The organism is Brachyspira hampsonii (genome assembly GCF_002214805.1).
GTDB classification, from domain to species: domain Bacteria; phylum Spirochaetota; class Brachyspiria; order Brachyspirales; family Brachyspiraceae; genus Brachyspira; species Brachyspira hampsonii.
Genome location: NZ_CP019914.1, coordinates 2,359,095 through 2,377,620, shown reverse-complemented (window position 1 = coordinate 2,377,620; position 18,526 = coordinate 2,359,095). Strand labels below are relative to the sequence as shown.

The window sequence follows — 18,526 nt, the reverse complement described above, 5'->3', positions numbered from 1 at the left end:
ATATAAAAGTTGAATATAGAATTAAACAAGAGCAAATAGGTTATTATAGGCCGAACTAGTAGCGGACGAACATAACAATAATAGGAGACATAGCAAAAAATGAAAAATTTAATAACTAAATTTATGGATAAGGATATAATAATTTTGTTAGCAGTAGTAATTTTAGTAGCTGCTGTCATAATAATTCTTAATATACCGAAAAATAATGCTAAAAAAAATCCTGTAAGATTTTATAAAAATAATTTTTTCATGCTTAAAGATAAAATTAACAATATATATATTTATGTTTATGAATATAGAACAAATGATATTGAAAATCATAATGATTTATACTTCCCTAAAGATAATGTGTTCCCATATCTAGGAAGAGTATATATAAATAATGATAATGGCTTTATTATAAATGATGTTTACTTTTCATCCGAAAGAATAGGAGTTAAAAATTATTATGATAAAGATAATACAATTTTAATTAATAAACACTCATCAGAGGGTAATAAATCTTATGGATATGAGCCTGAAACTTTTGCTGAAATAAAATTCAAGACAAAATTAGATGATACATTAAAATCAAAAATTGACTATGTTATTGAGTTTAAGCCTTATGACAGTATTGTTGACTATGTTGGCGATAATATTAAAAAAACTTTAAGAGATCCTGTAAAAATAGAAGGAACTTTTGAAATTATAAGGGAAGATGAAGCAGAAATAATAAGACTGCATAATATAGATATATTGGGTTTGTATAATGATAAAAGTATTTTATTCAGTTCTGAGAGAATATTCTCAGGTAATGTATTTAATTTTGATTATCTTTTTATTAATGGAAAAGAAAAAATAAATTCTTCTATTAATGGAGTTAGAGAGTTTTCAGATGAGTTTTTGAAAGATAAAATAAATGAAAATAAGAATATAGTAGAATCGTATGTAAAAGAATCTAAAAAAAGACATTGGAAATCATTAATGGATGAGAGTATATTAAATTATATTGATAATTATGCTGATTATTATAATGAACTTAAAGAGTTTAAAAGTTTTAATATATTATACTATGATGATAAGACAATATCTTTATATAAAAGAGTTTCAAAGCTAGAAGATTTTAAGCTTGCTGAAATAGATAATATGTTTATGACATTTGAGATGGAAAGTCAGAAATTAATAAGCCCCTATCTTAAAGACTTGGTAAATGATCCAGAAGAATTATTAAAAAAATATAATGCCCCTAGTGATTTTTATTCAAATATAGATAATTTAGTTTTCGGGATAACTGATTCATTTATTATAATAATGAAAGAAAAAGGATACGGGAAAATATTTATTGACTATAAAAATATAAAAGAGTATGTAAATAAAGAGCATTATTTGTATTATTTATTTAATTGATTTTGATATCTAAAAATTTTTAGTTTTTCAAATTTGAATTGACTATTAAATTATAAATGTAAAATAATTTTGGAGTTAAATAAAGATTATGAAAGAATTATTATATAGTATTTTCCATAACGAATATTTTGTTTTGGTTATTTCTATTATTGTTTTAGTTATTATTTTTAAACTTTTAATGAGAAATAAATACCGTCCTTATTTTTATGTAAAAGATATAACTTTTTTTATACTTAAAGATAATATTAATAATGTATATATTTACTGCAATAGATTTGAAAATATTGATGATAGTATTCATTATTTGTATACGGGTAAAATATTTATAAATAATGCAGATTTATTTGGAATTTATGAGATTGCAGGAAACAGTAAAAAGATTGAAGTTTTTGACTATGATAGTGAAGACTTCATAACTTTAAACAGAAAAAATATTGCAGAAATAAATTTAAAAAATACTAATCTTTCAAAAATTGAATATGTTATTAATATTAATGGTAAAATAATAGAAGGTGTTTTTGAAATAATTAATCAACCTCAAATAAATATAAAAAATTTCCATATATGCGGATTTAAATATTTAAAAACTTATAGTATAGGAATAACTGTAACAATTCTTAATCATTTATTTAATTTTTATTATGCATTTATAGATAATAAAGAAAAAATAAATTTTGATATTAACGGAGAACATAGTTTTTCAGAAGATTTTAAATGTGAAAAAGAAAAAGAGCTTTCAGATGAAGTTAGTTCACTTCTCAAACAATTCTCTACTTATGAACTAAAACAATATTTTGTAAAAATTAAAGATTTATATGCTTTTAATATATTATACTTTGATGAAAAAACTATTTGTATATATAAAAGAATTACTCAAATAAAAGAAAATAAAAAACTCATAATTAATAATATTTCTCTTATTTATAATTTGAATAATCAGCAATTAATAAGTTCTTATTTTAAAGATTTAGTAAATAATACTAAAGAGTTATTAAAAAAATATGATGCACCTGACAATTTTTATAATGATGATTTATTATTTCTTATAACAGATATTGGTATTGTAGTAATGTCTGATAACGAATATAAAAAAATATTCATTAAATTAAGTGATATAAAAGACTATATAAATAAAGAGCATTATTTGGCTTATTTATTTGATTAATTTTATCTTTCTAAGATTATTCTGTTTTTTGATAAAGTTATCACTATATAGAAAATATAAACATTAATTTTTTGAAACTGCAATAAAAAATAAAAACATTTAAATATAAAAATTATATGTATATGACGAGATTCACAATAACTAAATAATTTTCATTATGTCAAATAAAGAAGTAAAAGAAACAAAAATATCTCAGCTAATTATTAATTATCAGCTGAGATACAATATTTTAAACAATTAATTTATTATTCAGCTACAACAGAAATAGTTTTCTTTCCGAATTTATTAGTATGGAACTTAACATAACCAGAAGCAGTAGCAAATATAGTATGATCGCGACCTATATCAACATTTCTTCCAGCATGGAATTGAGTACCGCGTTGTCTAACTATAATATTGCCTGATATAACTTTCTGACCGCCGTAAACTTTAACACCTAAACGTTTAGATTGACTATCGCGTCCGTTTTTAGAACTTCCGCCACCTTTTTTATGTGCCATTTTTATACTCCTCTTTATATTTTATAAAATCAGGATACTCTTTAATTAAAGATTTTATACCTATCAAATATCCATTACTAACTATTTTATACTCTATTTTTTTATTATTCTCAAGTTTATCAAAATTAACAAGTTCTAAACTCAAAAATCCATCATTTATTTTGTACTTTAAAAACTTATTTCCTACTATAGATAATAAAGCTCTATACATAGCCTGTGTTAATGTACTCAAAGCTATACAAACTTCATAACCTTCACCAGATTTTTTAATACCGGCATGCCCTTCAACTGTTATGCTTTGTATAATAGATTCTATATTATATACTACATTAACAGATGAAGCCATTAAACAGCTATATCTTCAATAGTTATTTTATGATATTTATGTCTATGACCTGTTTTTCTTCTATAGTCTTTTCTTCTTTTATGTTTACCAATAACTACTTTATCGCCTTTCATCATTTCTACTATTTTAGAACTTACTTTAACGCCGTCAACATAAGGTGTACCTACTAAAACACTTTCATCATCTTTTTTAAGAAGAAGAGTTTTAATTTCAGGAGCTTCTTTAGCATCATCGCCTAGATATTCCACTAAAATATCCTGACCTTTTTCCACCTTGTATTGCTTACCTTTTACTTCTACGATTGCATACATTATTGCTTATCTCCAATTTATATATATTTTTATTTTATACAATACTATGAGTACTATATATTACTATATTAAATTAATTTTGTCAAGCATAAAAATAAAAAACTATCAATGAGTAAAAAATAAATTAATGTTTTAAATAAATAGATTTTTTTATAAAAATATTGTAATATATAGCTCAATGAATAAAAAAATTTTAGAAAAAATTAAAGAACTGCATAATCAGGATAAGCATCAGAAAATTATAGAAATTATTTATTCTATAGAAGAAGATAAAAGAGATTATGAAATAATTCTATTATTTGCCAGAGCTTTAAATAATGTGCAGAATTATGATGAAGCATTGGATAATCTTATGTATATAAGAGAAGAAGGATTATTTGATCCTGTATGGTATTACAGAACAGGGTATGCTTATTATCATAAAAATGAGAAAGATACTGCCAAGCAATATTTCAGCAAGGCTATAGAATTATTTGAAAATTATGACAAAAAAAATATAGAAAATTTTGAAGATATATCAAAGAATATAAAAAATTTATATTCTTTATGCTTTGAAGATGACGGATTAAGTTTTGCTCAAAGAGTAAAATCATTTTGGAAATGGTTTGAAGATAATGAAGCAGAAATTGATAATATAATCAAAAATAAAAACAAAGATATAGTTCATTTTCTATCTAATGGCGTAAAGATAATATCTGATAATTTAGCTTTCAATATAGGCAGGAATTATAATTTCACTTTTAATATAGACGGAAAAAATTATCTGTTTTATCTAACTCCAAGAATAATATCTGATATGCCGGAAAAGTTAAAAGAAAAATGGACTTTTATGCCTTTTATACCTAGTTCTAATGGTGTAAACTTTAGTATTGAAATACATAATAAAAGAATAGAAACGCAGGATGTTTTTGTCAAAATAGAATTCGATGATGAAAATGATAAATTTGATTTAGTATTCTATAATAAAGATTTAAATGATTTTGATAAAGAAGAAGCATATAATATATTTTTCCTCATTATGGAAAATTCTATAGGAGAAGGTTTGTCAAGGGTATATATAAGATATGCTGATATAAGTAATAGAAAATTAAATAATATGCTTTCTCTTGTAGAATTAGAAAAATACATAAAAAAAACATTATCTTTCCATAGAAAAAAAATCATTACTAATCCAATAAATCAATACCTAGCATACACTTCAGAACCTAGACAATCCAATGCATTAAGATACGATATAATAGCAGGAACTACATCATATTATGAAACAGTAAATGATTATTACAATGAAAATACAGATGATATAATAGAAATTTCTAAATGCGGAGCTAGGGCAATATTTTTATATTATACTTATGATTACAGAAATGATGATGAGGAATCAAGAAAAGAAATATTAAATGAAAGATATGAAATACAGGAAAGATTGGAAAAGGAAGTTCTTGCCAGCGGGGATAAAGAAGCTGATATAGGAATTGTACTTGGCGGAGCTATGGGAGTATATAATATTTATATAGATTTGATTGTTTATGATGAAAATGAATTTATAAAGAGGGCTAAAATACTTCTTGCCGAATATGAAAGAAATTTCTATATATCAAAATTAAGAAAAAATTCAGATATAAAAAACATATTTGATTTATAAATTATTTGGATGCTGCAGTACTCATCATTCTGTCATTAAATTTCTTTTTTATCCTATCAAATTTTTCTCTCGTTCTTATTATAGAAGAACCCATTTTATTAATAGCTCTTTGATTTGCTGCATACAATGCTAATGATTTTCTAGCATATTGCACCATCTCATTTTTTTTATCAGGATATAAATTTATTAATTTTATTATTGTATTATAATATCCCTCATTTGCAGCTATCATTCTATAATGCTTCATTTCAATATCATTAATTTTATTTTCACCTTCTTCTACATTCACTAATGAAGAAAAATTATCGTTATTATTATTATTTTTATATGGTATATTTTCCATAGCAGACATCAAATTTTCTATAGTATACATATAATCCTCTCTTGATGCCTCCTCTCCCCTATTCAAAAATACTATAGGATCACTGTCAGAACTTTGACTTACAACTTTAGATTTATCATCTATTGTATTTACATAAGCCTTCTTAGGATTGAGAACTTCTTTATCATTGTCAGTAACAACATCAATAGCACCTTCATCAAGAACAACTATAGTAGAACCATCTTCTGCAAAAGCAACCTCGAAACTTGTACCCCTTACCACAGAACTAGTAGTTGCCGTATGTACTTCAACTAAAGCTCCGGCATTTTTATTTATATTAACTTTAATATAACCTTCCAGAAGAGACAAAGAAACCCTATTATCATCTTTTGAAATAGGTTTATTAACAAGAATTATTGTATTTTGAGGAACTACAATAGAACCTATTTTATCTCCCCTTCTGCTTAAAGTAAGCTCAACTTGAGTATCAGCTGATGTTCTCAATCTATATTCACTATGTACTTCACTTCCTCTGAAAGCCCTCAATGATTTATTTATATCTGGTTTTTCTATGAAGGCTATGCCGGATATACCTGTAACTTTAAAAGAGATATCCTGTGATAATAAAATATTGCCTAATGAAAAAGCAAATAATATTGCTAATATAAATATTCTATTAAGCATAAATATACTCCTTAGTTTTAATAAATAACATCACTAAGTACTATAAGTGTATAATTTAGAATAAAAAAAGTCAATAGTCATAAAATTCAAAATTACATATTTATATTAATATTTGGCAATGTAGGATAAGCAAATAACATATTTAAATTAAAATCCTGAATATTCAAATCAACATCATTTTTTGTATCAAAACATACACTTATTATATATGAGTCATCAAGTATAAAAGAAGCAAAAAATAAATTATCAGCATTTCTCACTTCTCTCTCAAGCAAATCTACCTCTATAGAATTTTTTATATCAAAAATAGTTTTTCCAAGCATTTTTACATACGCTTCTTTAATTGTCCATATAGTAAAAAAATCTATCTCTAATTTATGTGTATTTTTAAGATATTCAATTTCACTTTTATAAAAATATTCTTCTGCAATAGCAAAATAATCCCTATCCCTTATATTTTCGGCATCTATCCCAACATTATATTCATTACTCATAACAGCGGCAAATAAATCCGAAGTATGAGTACCATTAAAATACAGACTATTTTCATTTTTAAAATAAGGTTTTTTGTTTTCTTCTCTTTCTATAACTAAATTATTTTTATTATAATGATTTTCAGACATAGAAAGAATCAAATTTTCTAATGTTTTTCTTGCCTCTGCCCTATTTTTATTATCATTGAAACTGTACTCTAAATAAGTCATAAATTAACCTTTTTATGAATTAATCAATGAAGCTGCCTATCAATGTATGGCTTTTTATCTCTGTAACTTCAGCATTAAAAATATCGCCCATATTAAGTTCTTTATCTTTTTTTACAAGTATTATCCTGTTTTCTTTACTTCGGCATAAATAGTGCATATTATCTTTTGCTATATCATCTATCATCACAGATGTTTTTTTACCAACCTGATTAGCCAATAATTTCTGAGCCAATTCTCTTTGATAATTTACAAGATTAGTAAGTCTTCTAGCACCTGCTGCTTTATCATACTGTACATTTTTTTTATAGGCAATAGAACCTTCCCTTTCTGAATATTTATACAGGTAAGCCTCCTCAAAACCTATACTTTCAAGTAAATTTAATGTTTCTTGATACTCATCTTCTGTCTCATCGGCATAACCTACTATTACATCAGTAGAAATAGGAAAATCTTCTGCATAATCTCTCAAATATGATACTTTTTTTACATATTCTTCTTTTGTATATTTTCTATTCATAAGATTTAATATTCTGTCCGAGCCGCTTTGAAAAGGAAGATGTATATGTTTGCATAAACTATTTAGATTCCATATAGCATCAGCCAAATCTTTATCAAAATCTTTAGGGTGAGAAGTTAAAAATCTTATCCAAACTTTATCTTTAGCTTTTTCATCAATAATTTTGTCTAATTTGTATAATAATTCTGTAAAATTAATCTCATTATCAATATCAAGCCCATAAGAATTAACATTCTGCCCTAAAAGAGTTATCTCTTTAGCTCCGTCATCTATTAATCTTTTCAATTCTTCTGCAATTTCACCTGACTTTCTGCTTACCATTTTACCCCTTGTATGCGGAACTATACAGTAAGTACACCAATTATTGCAGCCATGCGATATAGGTATAAATGCTTTATGCGGCTTATCTTCATCTACATAAGATTTATTAAATATATAATTATCATTAAATTTTCTTACAAAAACTTCTTCATCTTTAAGATAATCTATAATATTAACCTCATTGTATACATCAAATATCTTATCAGCACCAAGATTTTCAAGATGCTCTTTTGAAGTTTGAGCCATACATCCCATAATTATTATTTTACTGTCTTTTTTATTTTTCTTTCTATTTGCATTGAATAGTTTAACTCTTGAAAATACTCTTTCTTCAGCATGTGCTCTCACACTGCATGTATTTATTATAATATTATCAGCATTTTCATAATTTTCTGTCTGTACAAAGCCTTCCTGCATAAGCGAATTTATTAAACTATTTGAATCCGCCTTATTCATTTGGCATCCGTAATTTTCTAGGTAAAAATTCTTCATGTTCTAATCTTTTTATTATTTTTTTATGAATTTGGATCTTATATCTTCAACTAGTATTTCCGGCACTAATCCGTCTATAGGTCCATTAAATTTAAGTATTTCCTTTATTAAAGAAGAACTTACATAAGCATAATGTTCTGATGTATGTAAAAATATAGTATCCATCTCTGGATATAATAATTTATTCATTCTGGACATTCTTAATTCATAGTATAAATCTTCACTGTCTCTGATACCTCTAGCCAATACTTTTATATCATTCTGCTTCATATATTCGGTAACAAGCCCAGATACAGATACAATTTCTATAGTATCATTATCCCCTATTACCTTTTTAATCATATTTTTCCTTTCTTCTATGGTAAAAGTAGGAGATTTTTCCAAATTAAGTGCTACAGATATATAAACTTTGTTAAATATATCAGCAAGTCTGTAAAGAACATCGAGATGTCCTAATGTAAAAGGGTCAAAAGTACCCGGAAATATTACTTTTCCATTTTTCATAATGATAAAGTATATACAAAATTAATATAATATCAATATAAAAAATAACATTTATTTCAATACTTCAAAAATTTAATATATACAAACATAATGTTTTTCTGTTTTAAATAAAAAATATAAAAAAAATAAATATTTTTTATATTATATGTTATAATTTAAAGAATAAATATTCATTAGGAGTTATTTATGGCTCATGTTAATAAAACAGAAATAAGAGTGATATATGCAGATACTGATCAAATGGGTGTGGTTTACCATTCAAATTATTTAAGATATTTTGAGATAGGAAGAACGGAGCTTTTAAGAGAGTTAGGCATTTCATATAAAGATATGGAAGAAAAATATGATATAATGCTTCCTGTAAAAGAGGCTTTTGTAGATTATAAAATTTCTATAAGATATGATGAAGTTATAGTAGTTTATACTAGTGTTGAAAAGCTGAAAAATGTATCATTAAAACTAAAATATGAGATAAGAAGCAAAGAAAATGAAAAAATATTATATAGTACAGGTTATACGCTTCACCCTTTTGTTAATAGAAAAGGACAAATAGTAAAACCAGATGAATATCTATACAGTATAATGTCCAAAGGTAAATAATATATGAGTTGGCTTAATGTTATATTAACTGTTTTATCTTCTGCTAATATGGTTGGGGATTTGGTAAAAACAACAACTATGGAAAGCAGAACAAAAAAACTATATAATAAATTAGATGAAAAAGAAAAGGAAATAATAGAAAAAGTAGAATCTAAAACTAGAAAAGAATTTCAATATATATATTCAGAAATAAATTCTTTAAAAATAGTTGTAAGATTTTTATTCTTTATTTCACTAATACTATTAATTTTATTTATAATTTCATTGATATTTATAATTTTTGTTTTAAAATATAAAAATATAATTTAATTTTGAGGGTTTTATATGGCTACTGCAGCAAAAAAAAATAAAAAGGCTTTAACTTGCTCTGTAATTACTAGAATCGGACCTATATTGAGATCCATAAAAATAGATCATGTAGAGATACCTTCGCATGACGGATATGTTTCAATACATTTAGATCATTGTCCGTATATAGTAAGAATAGGTTACGGCGAACTCAAAATATATAACGAAGATAATAAACTTATAAATATGTATGTAGAAGATGGTATAGCTGAAGTTACAAACAATGTTATAGGAATATTAGTAGAAACTGCTTTATATCCGAAAGATATAGATGCTGCTATATTGAAAGATGAAATAAATAAATTATCTAGTCAAATGGTTATAAATCCTGAAGAAGCAAGAAGAAACAATGAAAAAATAGCCAAACTTAATAAACAAATAGAAATTTCTTCTAAATAATATGCTATTGTAATTTTAGTATTATCCGATAATTTAGTTGACATATTTTTATAGCTTAATTATAATATAATATGTTAACTAAAAAATTTATATTAGATGATTGAATATGCCTAAAATAGAAGATTTAGAAAGATTAGGAAGTATTGCTTTTTTAATAGGAAATAAAGCATTACCAAAAGAAATATCAAAAAGCGACTATGACAGTTTTAAGTCAGTTTTTACAGACGAACATATGGCTAGTTCTATGCCGTTAGAGGATAATGGTTTGCCTTCTATTGATGATTTAGATAATTTAGATCTTCCTGAAGACTTAGATAATGATGATAAAGTATCCGCTGACATAGATGATTTAAAATTGCCTGAAGATTTAGATGATGATAAAGTATCTGCTGATATAGATGATTTAAAATTGCCTGAAGATTTAGACAATGATGATAAAGTATCCGCTGACATAGATGATTTAAAATTGCCTGAAGACTTAGATAATGATGATAAAGTATCTGCTGATATAGATGATTTAAAATTGCCTGAAGATTTAGACAATGATGATAAAGTATCTGCTGATATAGATAATTTAGATCTTCCTGAAGATTTAGACAATGATGATAAAGTATCTGCTGATATAGATAATTTAGATCTTCCTGAAGACTTAGATAATGATGATAAAGTATCTGCTGATATAGATAATTTAGATCTTCCTGAAGACTTAGATAATGATGATAAAGTATCTGCTGATATAGATAATTTAGATCTTCCTGAAGATTTAGGCGATGATAAAGTATCTGCTGATATAGATAATTTAGATCTTCCTGAAGATTTAGACAATGATGATAAAGTATCTGATGACATAGACGATTTAGGATTACCTGAAGATTTAGGCGATGATAAAGTATCTGATGATATAGATGATTTAGGATTACCTGAAGATTTAGATAATGATAAAGTAACTGATGATATTGACGGCTTGGATCTTCCTGAAGATAAAGAATTGGAAGATAAAATAGCAATGGATATTAGCAATGATAATTCAGAAAAAAGTGATATTCATTCAGAAAAATTGCCTGTATTAGATGATTTGCCTTTGCCTGATAGTCTGCCTAGTATAGATGAAGCTAAAGAAGATGAATACAATGAATTAAATAATGCAGAACCTGATGATAATCAAAAATCAAATATAAATGATTTAGACATTGATAATATATCTGATAGCTTAGATGATATATTAGAAAATGAAGATCCAAATTTAGATGATATTTTATCTGATGATAAATTAGATGAGGAAAATAAAGAAGAAGAGCCTCAAGACAATACAGATTTGGATGATTTATCTTTAGACAGCCTAACTCAAGATGATGATGAAGAACCTAAAGATGAGGCTAAAGAAGATACTAAAGATGAAAAAACTGAAGAAGAGCCTAAAGACGATACAGATTTGGACGATTTATCTTTAGACAGCCTAACTCAAGATGTTGATGAAGAACCTAAAGATGAGGTTAAAGAAGACACTAAAGATGAAAAAACTGAAGAAGAGCCTAAAGACGATACAGATTTGGACGATTTATCTTTAGACAGCCTTACTCAAGATGTTGATGAAGAACCTAAAGATGAGGCTAAAGAAGACACTAAAGATGAAAAAACTGAAGAAGAGCCTAAAGACGATACAGATTTGGACGATTTATCTTTAGACAGCCTTACTCAAGATGTTGATGAAGAACCTAAAGATGAGGCTAAAGAAGACACTAAAGATGAAAAAACTGAAGAAGAGCCTAAAGACAATACAGATTTGGACGATTTATCTTTAGACAGCCTAACTCAAGATGATGATGAAGAACCTAAAGATGAGGTTAAAGAAGACACTAAAGATGAAAAAACTGAAGAAGAGCCTAAAGACGATACAGATTTGGACGATTTATCTTTAGACAGCCTTACTCAAGATGATGATGAAGAACCTAAAGATGAGGTTAAAGATGACACTAAAGAAGAGCCTCAAGATGATATAGATTTGGACGATTTATCTTTAGATGATGCTATGGAAGAATATGAACAATCACCTAAAGATGAAGTTAAAGATGATCTTGATCTGGACGATAACATAGATATAGACGACGATAAAGAAGAAAATAAAAGTATTTCTAATAATATAATAGCAGGAGGCACTACTCTTCCATCTCCTGATACAGTGAATAATCTTCCAGCTTCTAAATATGAAGATGTAGATAAAGATGTTGATACTGATAAAGTTATTAATGCAATAAAACATCTTTCTCCTATTACGCAATATCATGTTTTAGATGCTATACTTAATGAGAAATTAGACAGAATCTCTATGGAATCCTTACTTAATGCCTTAGAAAGAGGAGAGTCTAATGAAAACATTACAGAATTATTAAATAAAAAATTAGGTTTAAGTCTTAAAGAAGAAGGTAATAAAAATGTATTAGAACTTATACCTATACCTAATTCATTAAAAGACTATGCTAAAATAATAAGAGTTGCAGCTGTATTTTTAATATTATTTGTAGCTTTAGTGATTTTATCTTTCCAATTTATTTATAAACCTGTAATGGCAAATAAATACTATAATCAAGGTTTATTAAGCATATCAAACGGAGCTTATGATGATGCTGAGAGAAACTTTGCTGAAGGTGAAAGATTAAAACCAAAACAGATAAAATGGTATAATAAATATGCAAGAGCTTATATTGACAGAGAAACTTTCAATGATGCTCTTAAAAAAATACAGGGTGCTTTAGATATTAAGCCTAGAGATTTTGAAACTAGAATAACTTTTGGCTACTATTATAGAAAGAAAGGCGAAAAAGAATTATCATTAGAAGACTACACATTAGGCGAAGAATTGTATAATGATATGTTAGTTTATACTGAAAAGAAAAAGGAAAAAGAAACTATATATGATGAACGCGGTCTGCTTATGATAAGCCGAGCTAAAAATTTATTAGAACCTAATTATTATGATATAGCTTATAACAATTATAGAGATATGGTTAATTTCTTTGGAGACGGTGTCATTCCTAGAAAAAGAGCTATGCTTATAAAAATTTATCAGGATAACTATGAGCAGGTAAAAGCACTTCAAAATCATATAAACTTATTGAAAAAAGATTATATTGATGATGAGGTTTATCCTAAATTAGCCCAATATTTACTTGATAAAGATGATTTTTATGGCTCAAGAGTACTGTTTGAAAGTCTATTAGAAGCATATCCTAATAATTTAGAATCTATAGTAGGTTATGCAGATTATGAAACAAGATTAAAACATTATGACAGAGCTATGGAAATACTTAATACAGCAGCTTTGCCTCTATATGAATCTAATCCTTTCTATAAAGGAAAAGAATATGTATATAATATGTTAGGTCAAATATATTATAATTTAGGCGAATATGGAAATGCAGTTAAAAACTTTAATGAAGCTTTAGCAATCAATTCAGTATATCCTGATGCTAATTATAATTTGGCTAATGTTTATTTCTATAGGGAAAAAGATTATGAAAAGGCAAAACAGCATTATCAAACAGCTTATGATAATTTAGCACCTAATCTTAGAAATGATAAACTTTTATATAATTTATCTTGGATATATTATTCAGATGAAGAATATGACAGAGCATTTGAAGGATTCAATGCATTATTCCAAAAAAATCCTAGCAACAGTGTTGTTTCTTATGCTTTAGGTAATTCGCTTTTACATTTGGATAAAGCTAATTTGGCTAACGGATTCTACAGAAACGCTTTAAGTCAGGTATTATCTAAGAGAGACAGATTAGGAAGATTGGAAATGCGTACGGAAAGCGATTTTATACTTGTAAGTTATTTAGCAAGCCTTTACAATAATATAGGTGTTTCTTATGCTTACAACGCTAATATTACAAATACTATTGTTAATGAACAGGAAGCATTTAAATATTTTGTATTAGCAAGCGAATATTTTGATCAGATAAGAACTTCAAATATAGATTTAGAAAGAATAGAAAAAAGAACCATACTTGTTGATAATCAAAATATAGGAGCAGCTGCTTATAATATAATGGCGGTACAAGGAAAAAGAAATTTGAAGCAGACAGCTGTTATAGATGATTATATACCAAAAGATATGTATTATGTCAGATAAATAAATATTAATCAAAAGCAGAGATTTGAAAGTCTCTGCTTTTTTATTATTCTTTAGCAAAAAATTTAAATAATATTATAAATTTCTAAGATGAACCTTTCCATTTATATCTATAGTTTTATTTCCTTTTTTATACATTATAAATAGATAATTAAATCCTCTCAAGTAAAAATTATTTTCAGCGGCTGCTATATGATAATTACCTTTATTAAGAGTTTTATTATGACGAACAACTGATATAATATCTATGGGCATAAAATACTTATTCATAATTTCAAAAAGTTTAAAGCCAATAGGCATAAAAGGAAATCCCTTTTCATAAGAATCCGATACATATAAAGCCATATACCTATCTTTTTTCATTATTCTGAATATTTCATTTATAACTTTTTCCATAGCTTCATAATATTCATTTTCTCTTGCTGTTAATTTTCCGATACAGTTCTTTTCATCAGAATAATTGATATGTGTACTGTAAGGCGGATCTATAAACACAAAATCAGCCTTTTCATCTTCTATTGGTATTTTTCTGGCATCAGCTTTAAAAATATCTTTTCTCTGTAAGGCTTTCGGATTTATATCATATCCTAAAGCCCTCCTTCCTAGTTCTCTTGCTACATCAACCGTAGTACCGCTTCCTGCCATAGGATCAACAACTAAATCTTTTTCTTTTGTATATCTGTTTAGAAGATTCCAAATTATATATGAAGGTGTTGCTCCTATATAATGTTTATGTTTTTCTTCTTCACTTTTTAAATACTGCTGAGAAGGATAATCCCATAAAGTGGTAGTTTGTAATTCTAACTTTTTTTTCATGTTTTATTCGCTTTATAAATAATAAATTATTAATATTTATAACAAGTAATGAATAAAAAATTGCTTGTTAAAAATAAATACTTTGATATTATATAACAGTAAATATTATTTGGTTATTATAAATGAAAAAAAGAATTAAAGCTATAATATGTTCTGCTCTTTCTCTAATATTCGGAGGAATAGGAATACAAAAATTCTATTTAGGTCAAACTAAAAGAGGTATATTGTATGTTCTATTCTGTTGGACAGGCATACCATATTTGCTTTGCATTATAGATTTAGTAAGATTTATATTTATGAGTGAAGAAGACTTTAATATCACATATAATAAAAAATATATGGAAATTATAGATTATGAAAATAATAATGAAAATCATAGAAATAAATTTGATGATGCTATAGATGCTGAATATACTTATGTTAATGATGAAGAGGAAAATCATGATAATCAAGAAAATACAGAAGAAAATATTATTATTAATAAAGCATTAGAATATCATAAACTAATTAATGATGCATCAATCTCTATAAAAGACTATAATTTTTCATCTAAAGTTAAACATTTAAATCAATTGTTTAAAAGCATTATTGATAAATCATGCAGCTGTAAAAAAAATGAAAGATCTATAAAAGAGCTTGATAGAATGCTTCAATACAATATACCTACAACATTAAAACTTATTAATTCATATATAGATTTATCATTATCAAATACATCGGATTTAAATAATATTAAAGCTAATATAACAGAATCTATAGAATCAGTAATAATATATTTAAATAAGGTATTAGAAAATATACAAAAAGATGATATTATGGATATAACAAGCGATATAGATGTACTTAAAGCAGAATTAAAAAAAGACGGTTATGTTTAATAAGGAGATAATAAAGTGGATAGCGACGGCGTATATAAAAGAGTTAATATAAATAAAGTTATTAAAAATATTCAGAAAAATAATAGTGATATAACTGAAAGCAAAGCACAGGAAATAGCATATATTATGATAAAAGAACTTAATAAAAAAGTTTCTGATATGGTTTATGACTTTGAAAATGGTGAAGGAGATTTTATGGCATGCTATTTTGATGCTATAGATAAAAAATAATAATAAAAATTTTTATTAAACAATATATAAAGGGTTTTTATACTATAAAAGCATATTTTTTTATATTGACTTTTTATTTTTCAATGATAAAAAATTAATTAATATATAACAAATAGGAGGATTTACTATGTCATTATCAGATGATATCAAATCAGGATTTTATTCAAGCATTGGTATGATGCTTAAAGGAAAAGAAAAATTGGAAGAAGCAGCACGCGAGTTTATTAAAGATAAGAATGTCAGTGCTGAAGAAGGAGAAAAGTTTGTAAAAGAAATGGTTAATAAAGCCAATGAAACTAAAGAAGATATTTCACAATTTATAGATGAAAGAGTGAAAAAAGCTATTGACAAAATGGGATATGTAAAAAAAGAAGAATATGATGCTATGAGAAAAGAACTAGATGAATTAAAACAGTCTATTAAAAAAGATGAACAATAAATCTAATTTTTGATAATTATAAGGAGTTTTTTTATTTATAAAAAATAATTAAAACTCCTTATTTTATAAAAATGATGAGTTTATTAAAGTTTGGGTGATTAAGTAATATGAATAACATAAAATCTATAAACAGAGCTAGAGAAATTATATCAATAATAATAGCATACGGATTTAGAGATATTATATCTATAACTCCGATATTAAAAATAATAAAAAATCCAATAAATAAAATTAATATAAAATATAAAGGAATTGATTTAAGAAAATACAGCAAAGCCGAAAGAATCAGAATGGCTTGCGAAGAGTTAGGTACAACATTTATTAAATTAGGGCAAATACTTTCAAATAGAAATGATATACTTCCAAAAGATATTACAACTGAATTGAGCAAACTGCAAAATCATGTAAAACCTTTTGATGAAAATATTGCTAAAAGTATTATAGAAGAAGAACTTGGCGGAAAAATAGAAGATATTTTTGAATCATTTGAATTAACTCCTAAAGCAAGTGCTTCTATATCTCAGGTTCATACTGCTGTATTAAAAAACGGAGAAAAAGTAGCTATAAAAGTAAAAAGACCGAATATAGAGGAAAATATACTTACAGATATAGAAATCATAGTATGGCTTTCAAACATAATAGAAAAATATAATGAAGAATTTGCATTAATGCAGCCTCAAAAATTGATAGCAGCATTTAAATCTCAGCTTATACAGGAATTAGATTTTAACTTTGAAAAAAATAATACTTTAAAATTTGCCAGATTCTTTGAAAATAATAAAAATATAAAAATAGCAAAAATATACAATGAATACAGTACAAAAAATATATTAACTATGGAATATATAGAGGGAATAAAAATCTCGGATATTGCAGAAAATGATACTAGATATGACAGAAAAAAACTTGTTTCTATAGGTATAGATGCCGTATTGGAACAAATATTTATGTTAGGCTTTTTCCATGCAGATCCGCATCCGGGTAATTTAATGGCTTTAGAAAATAATGTATTATGTTTTTTAGATTTTGGTATGATAGGATTTATTCCGCCTAACTCTAAAGATGCTTTTTCTTCTTTGATTATGAGTATAAGCTCTGCTGATTATTTGGAATTATCTAAATCAATACTCGATTTATGCTATCATGGGGAAATAAACAATATAGATGAATTTAATATGGCGATATTTATATTGGTGAGTAAATATGTAGATATGCCTTTGGATAATATAAATATAGAAGATGTATTCAATGAACTTATAGGTATAATAAGAGAATTTCGTTTAACTTTGCCTAGCAATATTATGCTTTTAATAAAATCTTTGATAGTTCTTGAAGGAGTAGCTAGAAATTTAGATAAAGATGTCAAATTAATAGAACATATTAAGCCATTTGCATTTAGATATGTTAAAGAACAAATGAAGCCTAATAATTTATTAAAACAAATTAAAAAGCTGCTATATGATTATAGTTATATAATAAAAGAATTTCCTTCAGACTTAGAGAATTTAGTATCAGTTATAAAGAAAGGCAGTGTAAAAATTCAAATGGAGCATAAAAATCTGGAATCATTGTCATCCACTTTAGACGGATTAGCAGATAGATTAAGCTACTCTATAGTTTTAGCTTCTTTAATATTAGCAAGTGCTTTAATAATAACAAGTAAGATGCCTCCACTTTTTCATGGAACATCTGTTATAGGTATGATAGGATTTGCATTATCAGCTATAATGGGATTTATTATGATTATAAGCAGATTTATAAATAAATATGTGAAGAAGAAGTAATT

General features: G+C 25.8%; 19 protein-coding genes. 11 read left to right on the top strand and 8 right to left on the bottom strand.

Annotated elements, in window-relative coordinates; genetic code table 11:
- Positions 1 to 99 precede the first annotated feature (99 nt).
- Positions 100 to 1,386 (top strand): hypothetical protein, encoded by a 1,287-nt coding sequence (locus BHAMNSH16_RS10475; protein ID WP_069731861.1) that lies wholly within the window; start codon positions 100 to 102, stop codon positions 1,384 to 1,386.
- Positions 1,387 to 1,474: 88 nt separating this feature from the next.
- Positions 1,475 to 2,551, top strand: coding sequence for a hypothetical protein (locus tag BHAMNSH16_RS10470; protein WP_069731860.1), 1,077 nt, complete (start codon positions 1,475 to 1,477; stop codon positions 2,549 to 2,551).
- A 245-nt stretch (positions 2,552 to 2,796) separates the two neighbouring features.
- Here BHAMNSH16_RS10470 and rpmA read toward each other — a convergent pair whose 3' ends face one another.
- From rpmA to rplU, 3 genes are read right to left on the bottom strand one after another with little or no spacing between them, the layout of a single operon-like run.
- A complete protein-coding gene (gene rpmA, locus BHAMNSH16_RS10465) occupies positions 2,797 to 3,051 on the bottom strand; it encodes a 50S ribosomal protein L27 (protein WP_008722752.1) in 255 nt (84 codons plus the stop codon).
- Positions 3,041 to 3,397, bottom strand: a complete 357-nt coding sequence (locus tag BHAMNSH16_RS10460; protein WP_008732719.1) for a ribosomal-processing cysteine protease Prp — start codon at positions 3,395 to 3,397, stop codon at positions 3,041 to 3,043. Before BHAMNSH16_RS10460 ends, rpmA begins: the two co-directional genes overlap by 11 nt.
- A complete protein-coding gene (rplU, locus tag BHAMNSH16_RS10455; RefSeq protein ID WP_008722750.1) occupies positions 3,397 to 3,708 on the bottom strand; it encodes a 50S ribosomal protein L21 in 312 nt (103 codons plus the stop codon). The genes BHAMNSH16_RS10460 and rplU overlap by 1 nt, the downstream gene beginning before the upstream one ends.
- Positions 3,709 to 3,886: 178 nt before the next feature.
- Here rplU and BHAMNSH16_RS10450 point away from each other — a divergent pair, with 178 nt between their 5' ends.
- Positions 3,887 to 5,350, top strand: a complete 1,464-nt coding sequence (locus tag BHAMNSH16_RS10450; protein ID WP_069731859.1) for a tetratricopeptide repeat protein — start codon at positions 3,887 to 3,889, stop codon at positions 5,348 to 5,350.
- Between the two features lies 1 nt (position 5,351).
- Here the strand turns inward: BHAMNSH16_RS10450 and BHAMNSH16_RS10445 are convergent, their stop codons facing one another.
- From BHAMNSH16_RS10445 to coaD, 4 genes are all read right to left on the bottom strand, one after another.
- On the bottom strand, positions 5,352 to 6,356 hold the full coding sequence (locus BHAMNSH16_RS10445) for a FecR family protein (protein WP_008727764.1): 1,005 nt from the start codon (positions 6,354 to 6,356) through the stop codon (positions 5,352 to 5,354).
- 92 nt (positions 6,357 to 6,448) lie between these two features.
- Entirely contained in the window at positions 6,449 to 7,060 is a 612-nt protein-coding gene (locus tag BHAMNSH16_RS10440) for a 4'-phosphopantetheinyl transferase family protein (protein WP_069731858.1), read from the bottom strand.
- Positions 7,061 to 7,079: 19 nt separating this feature from the next.
- Positions 7,080 to 8,390, bottom strand: a complete 1,311-nt coding sequence (gene miaB / locus BHAMNSH16_RS10435; protein ID WP_039954111.1) for a tRNA (N6-isopentenyl adenosine(37)-C2)-methylthiotransferase MiaB — start codon at positions 8,388 to 8,390, stop codon at positions 7,080 to 7,082.
- Between the two features lie 15 nt (positions 8,391 to 8,405).
- Positions 8,406 to 8,894, bottom strand: coding sequence for a pantetheine-phosphate adenylyltransferase (gene coaD / locus BHAMNSH16_RS10430; protein WP_008727762.1), 489 nt, complete (start codon positions 8,892 to 8,894; stop codon positions 8,406 to 8,408).
- Positions 8,895 to 9,080: 186 nt separating this feature from the next.
- Here coaD and BHAMNSH16_RS10425 point away from each other — a divergent pair, with 186 nt between their 5' ends.
- From BHAMNSH16_RS10425 to flcA, 4 genes are all read left to right on the top strand, one after another.
- Positions 9,081 to 9,494 carry an acyl-CoA thioesterase gene (locus BHAMNSH16_RS10425; RefSeq protein WP_069731857.1) on the top strand — a complete coding sequence of 138 codons (414 nt, stop codon included), beginning with the start codon at positions 9,081 to 9,083 and terminating at the stop codon, positions 9,492 to 9,494.
- A gap of 3 nt (positions 9,495 to 9,497) precedes the next feature.
- Positions 9,498 to 9,803 (top strand): hypothetical protein, encoded by a 306-nt coding sequence (locus BHAMNSH16_RS10420; protein WP_069731856.1) that lies wholly within the window; start codon positions 9,498 to 9,500, stop codon positions 9,801 to 9,803.
- Positions 9,804 to 9,818: 15 nt separating this feature from the next.
- Positions 9,819 to 10,241, top strand: coding sequence for a F0F1 ATP synthase subunit delta/epsilon (locus BHAMNSH16_RS10415; RefSeq protein WP_069725663.1), 423 nt, complete (start codon positions 9,819 to 9,821; stop codon positions 10,239 to 10,241).
- Between the two features lie 106 nt (positions 10,242 to 10,347).
- On the top strand, positions 10,348 to 14,376 hold the full coding sequence (flcA, locus tag BHAMNSH16_RS10410; protein ID WP_088859749.1) for a periplasmic flagellar collar protein FlcA: 4,029 nt from the start codon (positions 10,348 to 10,350) through the stop codon (positions 14,374 to 14,376).
- Between the two features lie 75 nt (positions 14,377 to 14,451).
- On the opposite strand, the gene BHAMNSH16_RS10405 is transcribed toward flcA, so the two are convergent.
- A complete protein-coding gene (locus BHAMNSH16_RS10405; RefSeq protein ID WP_008731394.1) occupies positions 14,452 to 15,192 on the bottom strand; it encodes a DNA methyltransferase in 741 nt (246 codons plus the stop codon).
- 122 nt (positions 15,193 to 15,314) lie between these two features.
- On the opposite strand from BHAMNSH16_RS10405, the gene BHAMNSH16_RS10400 reads away from it, so the two are divergent.
- The 4 genes from BHAMNSH16_RS10400 to BHAMNSH16_RS10385 all read left to right on the top strand — a co-directional run bounded on the left by BHAMNSH16_RS10400 (position 15,315) and on the right by BHAMNSH16_RS10385 (position 18,524).
- The gene (locus tag BHAMNSH16_RS10400) at positions 15,315 to 16,070 is read left to right on the top strand and encodes a TM2 domain-containing protein (protein ID WP_069731461.1); all 756 of its coding nucleotides are present in this window, start codon (positions 15,315 to 15,317) and stop codon (positions 16,068 to 16,070) included.
- A 15-nt stretch (positions 16,071 to 16,085) separates the two neighbouring features.
- Complete coding sequence (locus BHAMNSH16_RS10395) at positions 16,086 to 16,301, top strand: hypothetical protein (RefSeq protein WP_008731387.1); 216 nt, start codon at positions 16,086 to 16,088, stop codon at positions 16,299 to 16,301.
- 127 nt (positions 16,302 to 16,428) lie between these two features.
- Complete coding sequence (locus tag BHAMNSH16_RS10390) at positions 16,429 to 16,740, top strand: phasin family protein (protein ID WP_008731384.1); 312 nt, start codon at positions 16,429 to 16,431, stop codon at positions 16,738 to 16,740.
- A gap of 107 nt (positions 16,741 to 16,847) precedes the next feature.
- On the top strand, positions 16,848 to 18,524 hold the full coding sequence (locus BHAMNSH16_RS10385; protein WP_069731460.1) for an ABC1 kinase family protein: 1,677 nt from the start codon (positions 16,848 to 16,850) through the stop codon (positions 18,522 to 18,524).
- Positions 18,525 to 18,526 lie beyond the last annotated feature (2 nt).